Annotated in this window: 11 protein-coding genes, 1 tRNA gene and 3 pseudogenes; 6 read left to right on the top strand and 9 right to left on the bottom strand. The window is 51.1% G+C overall.

Features of this window, described 5'->3' with window-relative positions:
• Positions 1-123: 123 nt before the first annotated feature.
• The 6 genes and pseudogenes from GOV45_RS21165 to GOV45_RS21190 form a co-directional block, all read left to right on the top strand.
• Positions 124-1,065 carry a type IV pili methyl-accepting chemotaxis transducer N-terminal domain-containing protein gene (locus GOV45_RS21165; protein ID WP_170481877.1) on the top strand — a complete coding sequence of 314 codons (942 nt, stop codon included), beginning with the start codon at positions 124-126 and terminating at the stop codon, positions 1,063-1,065.
• Positions 1,066-1,078: 13 nt separating this feature from the next.
• Positions 1,079-4,996 carry a response regulator gene (locus GOV45_RS21170; protein ID WP_170481880.1) on the top strand — a complete coding sequence of 1,306 codons (3,918 nt, stop codon included), beginning with the start codon at positions 1,079-1,081 and terminating at the stop codon, positions 4,994-4,996.
• Between the two features lie 28 nt (positions 4,997-5,024).
• Positions 5,025-6,050 (top strand): pentapeptide repeat-containing protein, encoded by a 1,026-nt coding sequence (locus GOV45_RS21175; RefSeq protein ID WP_170481883.1) that lies wholly within the window; start codon positions 5,025-5,027, stop codon positions 6,048-6,050.
• Between the two features lie 151 nt (positions 6,051-6,201).
• On the top strand, positions 6,202-6,921 hold the full coding sequence (locus tag GOV45_RS21180) for a transporter substrate-binding domain-containing protein (RefSeq protein ID WP_170481886.1): 720 nt from the start codon (positions 6,202-6,204) through the stop codon (positions 6,919-6,921).
• Between the two features lie 66 nt (positions 6,922-6,987).
• A pseudogene (locus tag GOV45_RS21185) lies at positions 6,988-7,548 on the top strand (IS5 family transposase); the annotation flags it as partial.
• A gap of 56 nt (positions 7,549-7,604) precedes the next feature.
• A pseudogene (locus GOV45_RS21190) lies at positions 7,605-8,312 on the top strand (transporter substrate-binding protein); the annotation flags it as partial.
• Between the two features lie 67 nt (positions 8,313-8,379).
• Here GOV45_RS21190 and GOV45_RS21195 read toward each other — a convergent pair.
• The 9 genes and pseudogenes from GOV45_RS21195 to sufB form a co-directional block, all read right to left on the bottom strand.
• The gene (locus tag GOV45_RS21195; protein ID WP_170481889.1) at positions 8,380-9,009 is read right to left on the bottom strand and encodes a hypothetical protein; all 630 of its coding nucleotides are present in this window, start codon (positions 9,007-9,009) and stop codon (positions 8,380-8,382) included.
• A 188-nt stretch (positions 9,010-9,197) separates the two neighbouring features.
• A pseudogene (locus GOV45_RS23395) lies at positions 9,198-9,302 on the bottom strand (IS6 family transposase); the annotation flags it as partial.
• 504 nt (positions 9,303-9,806) lie between these two features.
• Positions 9,807-9,883: transfer RNA gene (locus GOV45_RS21200), tRNA-Arg, on the bottom strand.
• A gap of 77 nt (positions 9,884-9,960) precedes the next feature.
• Positions 9,961-11,181, bottom strand: a complete 1,221-nt coding sequence (locus GOV45_RS21205) for a cysteine desulfurase (protein ID WP_170481891.1) — start codon at positions 11,179-11,181, stop codon at positions 9,961-9,963.
• Positions 11,174-11,767: a YIP1 family protein gene (locus GOV45_RS21210; protein WP_170481893.1), complete on the bottom strand. Its 594-nt coding sequence runs from the start codon at positions 11,765-11,767 to the stop codon at positions 11,174-11,176. Before GOV45_RS21210 ends, GOV45_RS21205 begins: the two co-directional genes overlap by 8 nt.
• Positions 11,764-12,249 (bottom strand): YIP1 family protein, encoded by a 486-nt coding sequence (locus tag GOV45_RS21215; protein ID WP_170481897.1) that lies wholly within the window; start codon positions 12,247-12,249, stop codon positions 11,764-11,766. Before GOV45_RS21215 ends, GOV45_RS21210 begins: the two co-directional genes overlap by 4 nt.
• Positions 12,249-13,529 carry a Fe-S cluster assembly protein SufD gene (gene sufD / locus GOV45_RS21220; protein WP_170481899.1) on the bottom strand — a complete coding sequence of 427 codons (1,281 nt, stop codon included), beginning with the start codon at positions 13,527-13,529 and terminating at the stop codon, positions 12,249-12,251. Before sufD ends, GOV45_RS21215 begins: the two co-directional genes overlap by 1 nt.
• A complete protein-coding gene (gene sufC, locus GOV45_RS21225) occupies positions 13,529-14,284 on the bottom strand; it encodes a Fe-S cluster assembly ATPase SufC (RefSeq protein WP_170481902.1) in 756 nt (251 codons plus the stop codon). Before sufC ends, sufD begins: the two co-directional genes overlap by 1 nt.
• 68 nt (positions 14,285-14,352) lie before the next feature.
• A complete protein-coding gene (sufB, locus tag GOV45_RS21230; RefSeq protein WP_170481905.1) occupies positions 14,353-15,873 on the bottom strand; it encodes a Fe-S cluster assembly protein SufB in 1,521 nt (506 codons plus the stop codon).
• Positions 15,874-15,890 lie beyond the last annotated feature (17 nt).

The raw sequence follows: 15,890 nt of genomic DNA on the forward strand, positions 1-15,890 counted from the left end.
CGCGGTTTTCCGATTCAGGGTAACCGAAGAGGAAGAGATCGCAGGGCTCAATATCGCTGAGCTTGGGATTCATCAGGAGAGCGAGCTGCAAGCTTCAATATCAACGCCCGTTGGAACACGGCCATGAACAAGAAATCTGCCAACAAAACGGGAAATGGTGGAATGGAGTCTTCCCAGAAGCTCTTCAAACGCCGAGCGATGCTAATGGGCGGGGGCATCTTTGCCTCGATGCTTTTTGTAAATCCGACGGATCTCCTCGCGCAAGCAGAGCATTCTGATGGGCCCCGCAGAATCAACTTGTCAGGCCGCCAGCGGATGCTGATCCAGCGAGCCGGAAAGTTTGTCTGTCTTGCCTATCAGAACCCCGATCCAGCCCCACTTCTTGCGGCTGCTGCAGAGACACTGGCGCTTCATCAGACAGCCGAAGCTGGGCTGAAGGACGGAGACGAAGAGCTCGGACTTGAACCGAAAACCAATGCCTCGGTTTTGAGTGCGCTGACACGAGCGAACAATGCCTTTGCCCCGTATGGTCAGACCATCCGTGATGCAATCGAGCGCCGACGCGTCGAGCAAGAGCATCTTCAGGCGATTTCGGACCTCAACGGTCCTGCCCTTACCGAAATGGATGCCGCGGTCAACCTGATCGAGAGGGTCTACAAAAGCGCAGAGCTATCCGCGCAGATGGCAATGCTCATCAATATCTCGGGTCGACAGCGCATGTTCACTCAAAGATTGGTTTTGCTGTCGTGCCTGATGCGGAGTTCCGCGATATCAGGTGACGCTCGCCAGGAACTTTTCAGAACCATGAACAGGTTCAGCCTATCGCTGAATATTCTGAACCGGGTAACCCCCGGAGCGCTGCAAGGTGCAAAATCACAGCCGATCATTGAACGTCTCAACTCAGTTCAAGTTGACTGGGCGGCGCTAAGGCAGCGTATCTCAACGGCCCTACGGATCACAGAAGACGGGTCCGTAGAACAAATCCTGTATCTCAACGGAAGAGCAGAAGAACTTCTCACGAGGATGAACGAAATCGTCCTGCTTTATGAAGAGGCCGCCGAATGAAGGGAACCCAGATATGACGACTGAAAGGCAAACACCACGACTGGGGTTGACGATCGGCACCAAGCTGGCGGCGATCAGCATAGTCATATCCATGGCTGCTGTCTGTATCGCGGCCGTATTGGCTGGATACTCGTCAAACGAAGCCCTGAAGCGTGCGGCGTTCGAAAGACTGACAGCCGTCCGCGAACTTAAGGCGCAGCAAATTGAAGGCTATTTTTCGCAAGTCGAGAATGAGCTCAGGTTTCTTTCGCAAAGCGCATCGTTGAAAGATCATCTTCAACAACTTCGGCGCGGGATCGTTTATCTGAAAACATCCGAAGATCTTGTAGCGCAAGAATATCAAGACGATCTGATTCAATTCTATCTTGAGGACTTTCATGGGCGGTATGAGGCGGAAACAGGAACCCGCGCCGACGACGCGGTCATTGATAGCTTGTTGCCAAATGATCCCTTGGCGGCATTTCTTCAGAACCAGTACATTGTTGATCCACGACTTGTGAATGAGTCGCAGTTTGAAACATATTTTGGGTCTGCATTTTCAAGATTGGATCAGCCATTAAACGAATTTCAGAATGGATTCGGCTTTTACGACGTCTTTCTGATCGAGCCTGATGACGGCCGCATCGTGTACTCCGTTGAACGAGAAATCGATTTTGGCACGAGCCTAATCGACGGACCGCATTCAAACACGAACCTCGCACGAGCAGTATTGGCAGCGATGGCTGCCAGACCTGGTCAAGTCATCTTCGCCGATTTCGAACCGTATGTCCCCTCATTCAATGCACCGGCGGCTTTCGCCGCTCTGCCCGTTTACGATGGGCCAATACCGATTGGGGTGCTTGCCGTACAACTTCCTCTCAGCGGGATCAACGCGATCATGACTTCCAACGAGGCATGGAGCGATGTTGGTTTGGGTGAATCTGGCGAAACATATCTTGTTGGCCGTGACAAGCTCTTGCGCAATCAGTCAAGATTCCTGATCGAAGATCGCGAAGAGTATCTGAAGTTGATCGCAGAGGTTGGCCTTTCGAGCTCGATCATAGACCAGATTGAACGCACCAACAGTTCTGTCGGCCTGCAAGAGGTCGACACTATTGGAACACGGGCAGCTCTCGCAGGAAAAACCGGAACAGAAATCTTTCCCGACTACAGAAATATCGAGGTCTTATCCTCTTATCGTCCGCTTGAGTTGTCGGGACTAGATTGGGTCATTATGAGCGAGATTGATCGCGAAGAAGCCCTGCGCGATGCGGACCAACTGATTGACCGATTGATCTTGGTTGCCTCGATAGTTCTGGCCATCGCAATCTATGCTTCCTATCTATTTTCAATTTCGCTTACACGACCGCTTAGATTACTGTCTGGCAGCGCCGCGAGATTAACTGCTGGTGAATTGGACGAGCCCATTGAGGCGCAGACAAGCGACGAGATCGGCGACCTCGCGCAGAATTTCGAAGCGTTACGCCTATCGATCATTCAGTCTCTTGAGGAAGTTGAAAACCAAAAGTCGAACTTGGAAACAACCGTGGCTGCACGGACGACCGAACTAGACGAAGCATCGGCTCAGCTTCAGCTTGCGTTGTCGAACATGTCGAACGGCATCTACATGCTCGATGCCGACATGAATTATGTCCTGGCAAATGAGCGTTACACCGAAATGTTTGCTCTACCGCCACGTCTGGTCGAACCAGGACAGCCTGAAGAGGAGGTCATTCGTTGGCACGCTGAAAACGGTGACTACGGGCCCGGAGATACTGAACAGCTAATTCGTACACGGTTGGAAGCTCTCGCCGAGGGTCACTCGTCGAACATTGTACTAAGTACCGCGGCAGGTCGAACGATTGAAATCAGGACGACGCCAATCAGTGGCGGAGGACTGGTCGGGGTCGTCACGGATATCACCACAATTAAGCGCAATGAGGCCGAGCTCCTCACGCAGAATGAAAACCTGAAGAAGATACAAAGCGATCTCGCGTTCAGTGAGCAGAGAATATCGAAGATTATTGAAGCCAGTCCCATTGGTATCGTTTCGATCAACAGAAAAGGGACCATTGAGACATTCAGCTCGGCTGCTGAGCAGATATTTGGTTACTACGCGTCGGACGTCATTGGAAAGAACATCAAGATCCTGATGGAAACACACGTGGCCGTTGAGCACGACCTTTATCTCGAACGCCGTATTCATGGCGCGTCGTCAAAGATCGTTGGTCAAAGTCGGATCGTCAACGCCGTTCGAAAAGATGGGTCGGTATTTAAACTGGAAGCGCGGGTTGAAGAAGTTCAAGTCGGAGATGAAATCTTCTATATCGGGCTTGTTGAGGACATAACTGAACGCCTTGAACTGGAACGGCAAGCCGAGGAGGCGCGCGAGCAAGCCGAACGAGCCAATGAAGCCAAGAGCGCGTTCCTCGCAAATATGAGCCATGAACTTCGCACACCGATGAATGCGATCATTGGATACTCAGAGATGTTGGCTGAGGATGCTGAAGATGACGGGCTGGAAGAGATGCTCGGCGATCTGAACAAGATCACCAACGCTGGCAAGCATCTATTGTCCCTGATCAACGACGTTCTCGACCTCTCCAAGATCGAAGCTGGAAAAATGGAGCTTTTCCTTGAAGACATCGCCGTCAAGGACATTGCCGAAGACGTTGCCAGTACAGCACTCAGCCTTATCGAAAAGAATGCCAATGAACTCATTCTGGATATCGATCAGGATTTAGACACCATGCACGGCGATGTAACGAAAATTCGTCAGATTCTCTTCAATCTGATCTCCAACGCAGCGAAGTTCACAAAGGAAGGAAAGATTACTCTTACCGCAAACGCGGCCTCCATATCGAATGAGCCTGCAATTCGGTTTGCTGTTGTCGATACAGGTATCGGCATTCCTGAGGACAAAATTGAGCATATCTTCTCGGAGTTTTCTCAGGCGGATGAATCTACCACACGTGACTATGGCGGAACCGGCCTGGGGCTCGCGCTCGTGAAAAGATTCTGCGAAATGATGGGTGGCAGCATCCGTGTCGAAAGTACTGTTGGAAAGGGTTCGAGTTTTATCGTCACGCTGCCGAAGAAAGCCAAAAAGAAGCATGCAGGTCTTGAAGAGGAGGCGAGCATTTCGGATGCAACGCCCGAGCATTATTCATCGGACCCGGACACAAAAACCTCCTCAAATCAACCAATTGAAGAGGCGTCATCTCTGAACACGGTCCTTGTCATTGATGATGAGGCATCTGCTCGAGGACTGCTCAAGAAACGCCTGGAAGCAGAGGGGTGTACAGTTCTTTTAGCCAAGAGTGGCGGCGAAGGCCTTGAACTTGCGGCGAAGTACCACCCTTCTCTCATTACACTCGACGTCATGATGCCTGGAATGGACGGCTGGACAGTACTTCGTAAGCTGAAGGCTGACAACAATCTCAAGGATATTCCGGTAGTCATGATTTCGATGGTTGGAGACAAGGCCATGAGCTATTCACTTGGTGCCGTTGAATCCCTTCAAAAACCTGTTGACCGAGGCAAGCTGTCGGGGCTTGTCAAAAAGTATGCGTCGAAAGGTCAAAAGACAGCACTTGTCGTTGAAGACGATCCGGCTGCCCGCGAAACCATGGTGCGCACACTTCAAGGCGACGGCTGGAAAGTCGATGAAGCGGAGAATGGCAAAATAGCGCTTGGAAAAACAGAAAAACATGAATTCGAACTTATTCTGCTTGATCTTATGATGCCGGTCATGGACGGTTTTGAGTTTCTCGAGCGCCTCAGATCAAGCGAACACCCCTCAGCCAATTGCCCAATAATTATTGTTACAGCGATGGAACTGAACACCGAAGACCACAAACGCCTACAGACTAGTGTTAGCGATGTCGTGCAAAAGTCTGGCGGAGATGTGGAGGGCGTATTGGAAGAAATACTCTCACTGATTCATCGATAGAGCGTAAGGGATTCTTGATTTGAAAGAAATGGCTGGCAAACAGGCTCCTGGGCTTGATGAGGCATTACAGGCACTTAAAGGTGAAGTAACGAACTGGGAGCTTTTCCTCTCAAGTCACCATCATATTTCTGCCGTCTTCGCCGGGGCCGACCTTTCCGAGGCGGACCTAGCGGAACGCAACCTTTCAGGATTTGACCTCACCGGCACAGACCTCTTCGAAGCCAGACTGTCATCTGCAAACTTAAAGCACGCAAAGATGGATCGCGCGGAGCTTTCAGGGGCGGATCTTTCACGCGCTGGACTTTACAAGGCGAAACTTACCGCAGCCACCTTGACAGCTGCGAACCTTGAGGGCGCCGACTTGACGCAAGCTGATCTTTCTGGCGCAGACTTGCGTGGCGCAAATCTTGTGGGGGCGGATCTCACTGGTGCGGACCTTAGTAATGCAAACCTAGCAAATGCCGACCTTCGAGATACCTGTCTAGAAAATGCAAATATCTCTTGCGCGTCACTCTGCACAGCTCGAGTTGAAGGGGCCAATGTGACCGGCGTGGTCTATGGAAGCCTTAGAGATATGAGCGGATGCTATCTCGGGATCCGCGGCCTTGACTCGGTTTACGGCAACGCACTCTTTGTACGAGACGCCAGAGATCAAGATTACATAGATACCCTGGAAGCTTCTATTTCAAAGATGCCTAAGGGATTTGCCAAGTCCGTCGAACTGGCATTGTTCAAAGCATGGGGTCTTTTTGACCACGGCCGCAGCTTACTAAAAGTTGGAGTTTACGCACTATTTCTAGCGACACTGTACGGGATTATTTATTCGTTTGATATGTGGTTAGAGTGGGGTATGCTGGACTACTCAAACTCGGCACAAAGCTGGTTTACGCCCTTCTACGTTTCGCTGGTTACATACACTACACTGGGATATGGCGACGTAACAGCTGAGAACGTATACGGGGAAATTCTGGTCATTAGCGAAGTGGTTTTGGGATATTTTACTCTTGGCCTTCTTCTCTCGATTATTGCAAACACGATTGCTCGACGGAGTTAGTACCCATAAACAGGGGGCTAGGCGTCTGAACCAGTATATGTTTGCCAGATATTAGCCACACTGAAGGAGGTGATCCGATGAAAGCAACCAACGAAAAATTTTTCGCTACAGAATCATGATATCAAGTACGTCTACTGGTGTGCGAAGAAGAGTGACGAGTAAACTTATAGTAGGATTTTTTGCTATTCTTCCCAATGCATTAAGCGCTGAAGAGCCAGTACCGGTTCTAATTTACGATCGCCCGCCTTACTATGAAAGACAGGATGACGGAACCTTTTCAGGTCTTGTTGCAACCCCTATACAGCAAGCTTTCCAAGATGCCGGGATACCGTTTTCCTGGACCACGGCTTTATTTCACACCCACTTGGAGGTAATTCGGTCGGACGAGCACCCGATATGTGCCGCTGGCTGGTTCCAAACTGAAGAACGCGAAGAATACGCGCGCTTTACGTCTCCAATCTATCAAGACCAGCCTTTAATCGTAGTTGGAAGGAGTGACAATCCACAAATTTGGGTAGCAACTTTTGAGGAACTGATCTCACAGGAGAAAGTGGAGATGTTAGCTCCAATCGGCTTTTCCTTTGGTTCGGAGATTGACCAAAAGATTCAAAAATCCCAAGACATCGTTAGACAAGTCGCGACTGACTCACTTCGCAACCTCAAAAGGATCATCAACGGTTTCGAAGATTTTACACTTATGCCTCCCGAGGAATATAGCTACTTAATCAATCAGTTGAAAGGATCGGAGAGTTTGCTCCAAAGAAATTTTCCAGATATTCCACCTGGCAACACCCGACACATAATTTGCAGCAAGTCGTTTCCTGTTGAACGAATTCAGCTGCTCAATGACGCAATTTCGCACATCAACTAAAAACACTGCATGCTTATTCCAGAATTCCCTGAGCATAGCCAAAGGCCGGACTGCGTGAACAACTATATCAAGGCCGAGGGCGAAGGCGAGTGGAATGCCCGCAAACACGGTGGCTCCAAACGGCGTATCTGGCGCAAGATACACATCGGAATTGACGAAGAAACGCTAGAAGTCCGGGCTGTCGAAGTCACCGGCAGCAACATCGGCGATGCGCCCATCCTGCCCGAGCTTCTGGATCAGATTATGGCTGATGAGCAGATCGGTTCTGTGACTGCCGATGGTGCCTACGACACGCGCAAATGCCATGAAGCAATTGCCACCCGCGGTGCCACTGCGGTCATCCCATCACGCAAGAACGCCAAACCCTGGAAGCCGACGAGCCCAGGTGCCGTCGCACGCAATGAAGCCCTGCGCGCTTCGAAGTACCGGGGCCGAGCCATTTGGCGACGATGGAGCGGGTATCACCGCCGTAGCAGGGTCGAAAGCAAGATGAACTGCATCAAGCTGCTTGGTCAGTCACTGATGGCTCGAGACTTCGACCGCCAGGTCGCGGAGCTGCAAGTCCGCATCGCCGTGCTGAACGGCTATACCGCGCTCGGCATACCCGTCACAGTGGCCGTAGGATAAGTCCGTCCGGGGAAAGGGGAACTCCGCTCAGAACCTGATTTATGCAACAAGGCCCCGCTGACGATATCTTCGTGAACTACACGCCCTTCGGCCACTCCGACTGGTCCAAGATTGTTGCCGATGTCGATGCCTTGGGCGCCGACGGCAAGAAAGTCGGTGTAATCTCGACGATCAACGGGGACGCCAATGTGGGCTTTTACAAAGAGCTGGCGGCTGCAGGTGTTTCTGCCTACGACATTCCAGTAGTTGCCTTCTCCGTTGGCGAAGAAGAGCTCTCTGGCCTCGACACGTCGAACCTGGTCGGTCACCTTGCGGCTTGGAACTACTTCCAGTCTGCCGACACCGAAGCCAACGAAGCCTGGGTAGCTGCGTGGAAAGAGCGCATGGGCGAAGAACGCGTGACCAACGATCCGATGGAGGCGCACTACATTGGATTCAATATGTGGATCAATGCCGTAACTGTTGCTGGCACCACTGATGTGGATGCTGTGCGGACAGCTATGTACGGGCAGGAGTTTCCGAACCTGACAGGCGGAACAGCCGTAATGCTGCCGAACCACCACCTTTCCTAGCCTGTTCTGATTGGCGAAATCCAGGCCGATGGGCAGTTCGACATCATCAGCCAAACCGAGGAACTCCCTGGTGACGCCTGGACAGACTACCTGCCTGAGTCCGCCGTGCTTATCTCGGATTGGAAAGACCTTGACTGCGGGATGTACAGAACTGACACAGAGACCTGCGTTGAGATCCGGTCAAATTATTAGGCGTTGGCAATCATGTAGCGCTGAAGCGACCACTCTCATAGCCTTTTTCGGATTGTATGTAGTTTTCCTAGTGAGGCGTAGCGGAAACTGTATCTTTCCATTCCTTTATCAATCGATTTGGAATCTCAACTTCAGAGGATAAACCAAGCTGCCCTGATGCTCGCGTGACATAATCGAAGTAGACCTCGCCATCAGCCTCGGCGCTCCAACGCTTAGGGCAATTCACATCGATTATTAGTTTCTCCAATCTTGTATCCTTCGCTTTATTCGCAAAAAAGAGTCTATTTAACTCTTCCAATCTGGACGACTGATCCGGGGCTGATTTCTCAAAAACAAGAAACATTATGTCACAAAATTTAGTCAGCGCCATCTCCGGAATGCGCTCTTCTAATTCAGTTGTCCTTGGCTGCTTTTCCAGAACAGCGTGTATCTTGGCCATAATTTCGGCCTCCTCCTCACCACCCTCTCCAGGTGTTTCAAACGGCTCAAGTTCGAGATTCAAACCCTCCTCAACAGCAGAGATACAAGCTAATTCACGAACCTTACACTCGACTGAACTGACCAAAGCTATGTTTTTTGGCCCGACGATTGAGAGTAATTTTCTGAACTGCTCCCGAAATATGGCTTTAATCATGGGCTCAAGCTGCTTCGGAAGCTCTGGTTGAGATAAAACGCCAATTCTGATGACATTTTTCATACGCTAGTGGCCCTCCTCGGGAGTCTTATCCGACTGAACCACTTCCATTTATGGCGAGTGGCAAGATGGTAGTCCTACGACGGGACTATGTTGTTTGATAGCTCATGTGGCAAGCTGAGGAAACCAGCGACAAGCGGTGCTGTCAGACGAATTCGAACTCGTCTCTGTCAGGCCAGTGACGCTGTCCCTTATCCCGCGCCAAGTTCGCGCCACTCGGTAAGAGCAGCGGCGCGTGTCAGCTTGAAAGTGACTCTGCTGGCTAGCGATCTTTCCTAGTTGAAATGGTTGTAGATAAGGACGAAGGCCTTGCTGATCTTGTTGGCAACGCAACAAGGCGCGCACTCGAACGTATTGGACTACTAGGCTTAATACATAATTGAGACGATCACTGATGTCGCACATGTCGCCGTGTCGCACGCCGCGTTTGACCGCTTAAGGCAGTAAAGCGGACATCTTACGGAACCACTCAGATGACCGCGTTGAGCCCAAAGCGGACACCTACAGACCTATCGCTCGGTTTTAGTGAACTTAGGTTCACCGGTTGTATTAAGAAAACTAAACTTACTGCAGGAATTGAAAGCTGGTGTCGCACATGTCGCCATGTCGCACCATGACGGAACGACATTCAAAAATATTCAAAATTTATGTGTTTGAACAATTGGTGTTGCGCACTCTTTAGCTAAGAATTTTCCGGGGTGTACCGAGGGGTTCCGACTTCCCAAGTGGGAATTATAGTGGGAATGCACTTTGTGGATGGTTGCTTTTTAATTTAAATTCAATATGTTAATTGGTTTATCTGGCGCACCTGAGAGGATTCGAACCTCTGGCCTCTGCCTTCGGAGGGCAGCGCTCTATCCAGCTGAGCTACAGGTGCCTTGGTGGTTAGGTATCGTTCTTCCCAGCGGGGTGCAACTGAAAATACGCGTGCAATCGCTTGGTATCCAACACGGATCAAGCAAAAAGATCATGCGCAAGTTCAAGGGCATCTATAAGCGTGTCAACTTCTTCCGTCGTGTTGTAAAGACCAAAACTCGCCCGGCAGGTCGCGGTCACCCCCAAGAAATCCATTAGCGGTCCAGCACAATGGTGACCGGCGCGAACCGCGACACCTTTTTTGTCCAGTATTGTCGAAACGTCATGCGCGTGCCCTGCCCCATCCAGAGTAAAGCTAAAGATTGCAGCCTTTGTCGGAGTAGAGCCCTGAACCTGTAACCAATTCAAACCAGTCAATCGCTTCATAGCATAATCGCGCAACCCAGCTTCGTGGGACGCGATGGCATCCATCCCAAGATCCATCATGTAATCCAGGGCGGCACCTAGACCAATCGTCTGAACGATCCCAGGTGTTCCGGCTTCAAACTTCATTGGAGGATCATTGTAGACAACTTGATCCTTGGAAACCTCCTTGATCATGTCTCCGCCGCCGATAAAGGGTCGCATTTCGGCCATGCGTTCAGACTTAATGTAGATCGCTCCAGATCCCGACGGCCCATAAAGTTTATGTCCGGTAATAGCATAGAAATCACATCCGATATCCGGCAAGTCGACTGGCATGTGAACCGCGCCTTGGCTGCCATCTACCAAAACGGGAACTCCCTTGGCGTGCGCTCCTTGCGTGACCGCTTTGACATCTACAACTGTTCCCAAAACGTTCGAACAGTGAGTTACCGCGACAAGCTTGGTCCGCGGTCCTATCGCATCAATCACTGCCTGCGGATCGAGATACCCATTGGCGTCAACATCGACCCACTTCAGCACAACGCCTTGTCTTTCACGCAGAAAATGCCAAGGCACGATATTCGCGTGGTGCTCCATAACGCTCAAAACGATTTCGTCACCAGCTTGAAGTCTGGGCATCGCCCAACCATAGGCAACCAAGTTGATCCCTTCCGTCGTGCCAGAGTTCAGAACGATTTCATTCTCATCCCTGACCCCAAGAAAACGGGCAATTGTTCCGCGAACGGACTCATATTTTTCAGTGGCCAAATTCGACAGATAGTGCAGACCACGGTGTACGTTTGAATATTCGTATGAGTAAGCCTGTGTAATTGCGTCAATAACCACCTGAGGCTTCTGAGCTGATGCTCCGTTATCGAGATATGTCAACGGCTTACCGTTCACCTCTCGAGACAGAATTGGAAAATCGGTTCGAACTTTTTGAACATCATACATAAGCCGGAGTTCCCAACATTGGCCCCCCAACAAGGGACAGCAGAACGATTACAATTACAGCAATTGCAAGCGCAGATAGAACCAAAACACCCAACGCTTTGAGCGGCGATCCAAAGCGATGCGCCTGATCAATGAAATGCACGACGACGTACAGCATTAATAGCGCGGCTGCGAATGCCAAAACTGCGAAAAGGCCCGGCATAATCAACATAAGGATCAAGCTGAATACCTGAACCAATACCCTGAAGAATTGCATCCAAACCATAAGGATCATTACGTCTTCAAATGACCCTGTTCCGCCCAACAAGCGACCAACCTGAAAAACTGCCGCGATACTAAGTAACAGGCTGCCACCAGCAAGCACGACATAAAGCACTAATGATCCAGCCAGGACTTGCAGATCGGGGTCCTGCAGCGGAGCAAGCATGTTCGAAACGACATGCACCAAGCTGTTCAGCACAATAGCAAGTGCGAGCCCGAGCCACAGTGTTTCACGATTGAGTTTTAGTGCCAAAAGCTGACGAGCAGCCTCGGCAGGGTTCGTTACTGTGGTCATCACCAACGCACGCAAGGAAATACCAGTCATGCGGAACTACCTTCTGCCCGGATAAGTCCAGATATCCAAAACCACATAAACACGCCAAACCACACTAGGCCCGTCATAGTTTGCGTGGGACCCGGGCCAATAAAACCGGCAACCAGGCCGTTCAGCAAAATCAAAGGAGAAGAAGCAAGCAGCGCCCAGAACAACGACAACCGCGCGCCGAACCAATTCCCACTGCCCCCGAATATTCGTGCCACAATATGCGTAAGCCCAGCCAGGAAATACAGAACCAGCGGCATACAAATCACCCAAGCGAACAGACTGCCTGCCAACAACGCATTCAGTTCTTGGCCGGAAATATGAGCTTCGCGCGCAAGACGTGGCGTGTCGGCCACAAAAACGATCGCGCAGGCTATCATGGCGATTGCTAGCGCCCTGTCCTCGCGCGGACCCATGTCTAAAAGACGACGCACGACGCGACCCGGACCGCGATACATGGCCACGATATCCCGCGTAACTGGCATCAGCGGCGACGCGCCAGCCAATCTTTCAACCGTGACACTATAACGTCAGCCAGATCTTCATCCTCGATCTCCTCGACCGCTTCGGCGAGGAACGCAAGTGTCAACATATCAGTGGCATCTTCGGTCGGTACTCCGCGTGACCGCAGGTAGAAAAGAGCGGTTTCATCGATTGCGCCCGAAGTTGAACCATGCGAACAAGCGACGTCGTCGGCGTAAATCTCCAACTCAGGTTTAGCAAGGAATTGACTGTCATCGTCTAACAGAAGCGATTGGCTGATTTGATAGCCATCTGTTTTCTGTGCGCCTTCTTTGACCAGAATCTTACCTTGAAAAACGCCGGTGGCGCCGTTGCGAAGCACTTTCTTGAAAACTTGCCTGCTTTCGCAATTCACCGCGTCGTGAGTGATAAAGACTGTGTCATCGTGATGAAAATCTCCGTCGCCAACACAGGCGCCCGAAACATGAGCAACTGCATCATCTCCGGTCAGTTCGACAACTTGTTCATTGCGGGTCAAAACGCCGTTTACGGTTAGTGTAAATGACTTGTAGACCGCTTCACTCCCCATGCGAGTGAACATGTGCGTCGCGGCCCGGCGCTGATGGTCACGGCCCTGTGCGCGGATATGATGCAGCGTCCCACCATCGGCGATGTCAATCTCCATGCATTTATTGAAACGCGAGGCGGCGGGCCCGTTCTCAAGAATTGTTACCTCAGCATCAGTTTCTACCCGCACAATGTGGTGCAGAATGGCATCTGAGGTTTCAGACTCGTGCCTGTAGATCAGGCTGATCGGTTTCGAAGGCTTACCTGTTACATGGATAGCCACGCCGTCGGTTGCAAATGCTGTATTCAACGCAGCCAAAGGACGCTGTACAGGTTTTTGACCCCTTGCTTCAAGTACGCCGTATAACTCCTTTGCCCAATGGATATCTTTGCAGCAGATATCTTCCAGCCGATCGATCTTGACGCCTTCTAATTCCAGTTCATCCGATGCATCAGGGCTGAAAACACCGTCAACGAAAACGATCTTCAGCCTATCGAACTCACTGAACAGCATGGGTTCGTCATTGTGAAACACCGCAGCTGGCGGCGCTTCTGCAGAAACCAAAGTATCTGGTCGCGTGTATTTCCAGTACTCATCCCGACGGCCAGGCAATCCCATTTCCCGCACGCGGGACAAAGCGGCCTCGCGCGCTTTGCGGGTACAACCGGCGTCAGGCATCGTCAGCGATGTCAGCCGCTCTTCCGTTGCAGTCTGATTTGGTTGTGGCAAAGCCATCAGTTCACCTCTGCCAAAATGTCGCCATAGCCATTGTGCTCAACTTCCAGCGCCAGTTCCGGGCCACCAGATTTAACGATCTGGCCATCGGCCATGATATGCACCACATCGGGTTTGATGTGATCCAACAGGCGTTGGTAGTGCGTGATCACCAAAAAGCTGCGCCCTTCATCACGCAATGCGTTCACTCCTTCAGAAACCAGTTTCATTGCATCGACGTCGAGACCTGAATCCGTTTCGTCAAGAATGCACATCTTCGGTTCCAGCATTGCCATCTGAAGGATTTCGTTGCGCTTTTTCTCGCCTCCCGAAAATCCGACGTTGACAGGGCGTTTGAGCATATCAGCATCAATCTTTAATGCTTTTGCTTTTGCCCGGATGTCTTTCAGAAACTCCGCTGCCGACAACTCCTCTTCACCCCGCGCTTTTCGTTGGGCGTTCACGGCGGTGCGCAGGAAAGTCATGTTGCCTACACCAGGAATTTCAACCGGGTATTGAAACGCCAGAAACAGGCCTGCTGCTGCACGCTCTTCTGGCTCCAATTCCAGCAAATCATTACCGTCCAAGGTGGCCGAGCCCTGCGTCACCTCATATCCGTCCCTACCTGACAGAACGTAGCTGAGTGTGGATTTGCCCGAGCCATTCGGGCCCATAATCGCATGAACTTTCCCGGCCTCGACTTTCAGATCGACACCTTTGAGGATTTCTTTTTCCTCTTCCTCAAGTTTGACGTGCAGGTTGTTGATTTCCAGCATTTTTTGCCCTTTTTGAGTATCGCCAGGGGCCACACGGCCCCGATATATTGGTATCGGCAAGTGAGGCGTTAACCCACTGAACCTTCGAGGCTAATTGCAACCAGTTGTTGCGCTTCCATTGCAAATTCCATCGGCAACGCCTGCAGTACATCCTTGCAAAAGCCATTCACAACAAGTGCCACAGCCTCTTCTTCGTCCATGCCACGCTGACGGCAATAAAAAAGCTGATCGTCGTCGACCTTGGACGTTGTGGCTTCATGTTCAACACGCGATGAATTGTTACGCACTTCGATGTAAGGCACTGTGTGCGCACCACATTTGTCGCCGATCAACAGGCTGTCGCACTGCGTGTAATTCCGTGAATTCTTGGCCTTAGGGTGCATCGAAACAAGTCCGCGATAGGTATTCTGAGCCTTGCCAGCGCTGATGCCTTTGGAAACAATCCGCGACTTTGTATTCTTGCCCAGATGCACCATCTTGGTGCCGGTATCGGCCTGCTGCATGTTGTTGGTGATGGCGATCGAGTAGAACTCACCCTGGCTGTCATCGCCGCGCAGGATGCAAGAAGGGTACTTCCAGGTAACAGCAGAACCTGTTTCAACTTGCGTCCACATCACCTTGGACCTGTCACCCCGGCAATCGGCCCGTTTGGTCACAAAGTTATAGATGCCACCTTTGCCGTTCTCGTCGCCCGGGAACCAGTTCTGAACGGTCGAGTACTTAACCTCGGCGTCTTCTTCGACGATGATCTCTACCACAGCTGCGTGCAACTGCGCTGTATCACGCTGCGGAGCCGTGCATCCCTCAAGATAAGAAACGTAAGAGCCTTTATCAGCAATGATCAACGTGCGTTCGAATTGACCTGTATTTTCTGCATTTATGCGGAAATAAGTGCTCAGCTCCATCGGACAGCGAACGCCCGGCGGAACGTATACGAACGACCCATCCGAAAACACCGCTGAGTTCAGCGTTGCATAGAAGTTGTCAGATACCGGGACTACCGTACCCAAGTACTTTTTGACCAAATCCGGGTGTTCCTTAATCGCCTCAGATATAGAGCAAAAGATGACGCCCGCCTTTTTCAGCTCTTCTTGGAAGGTCGTGCCAACTGAGACCGAGTCAAACACTGCATCAACGGCTACCTTACGCCCTTCGGCGGGCATGTTTTCAGCCCCTTCCACGCCGGCCAAAATCATCTGTTCTTTCAGAGGGATACCAAGCTTTTCGTAAGTGGCCAGAAGTTTTGGGTCAACCTCATCCAGTGACTTCGGCTTCACTTCCATCGACTTCGGCCGGGCATAGTAATACTGATCCTGGAAATCGATTTTTGGGTAGTGCACCATTGCCCAAGTCGGCTCATCGATTTTGGTCCAACGTTCAAACGCTGCCAAACGCCATTCGGTCATCCATTCAGGTTCTTCATTTTTCTCGGAAATCAGCCGGACTATATCTGGGTTCACGCCCTTGGGCGCATATTCCATTTCGATATCAGTGTCCCAGCCATACTTATAGGTGCCGACTTCGCGAACCGCGTCAACGGTTTCCTGATCGACACCCTCTTTTACCTGGGTCTGGTCCAATGCGGCCATTAGATACCCTCCGTCAG

The sequence above is a fragment of the Ruegeria arenilitoris genome (genome assembly GCF_013035425.1).
In the GTDB taxonomy this organism is placed as follows: domain Bacteria; phylum Pseudomonadota; class Alphaproteobacteria; order Rhodobacterales; family Rhodobacteraceae; genus Ruegeria; species Ruegeria arenilitoris_A.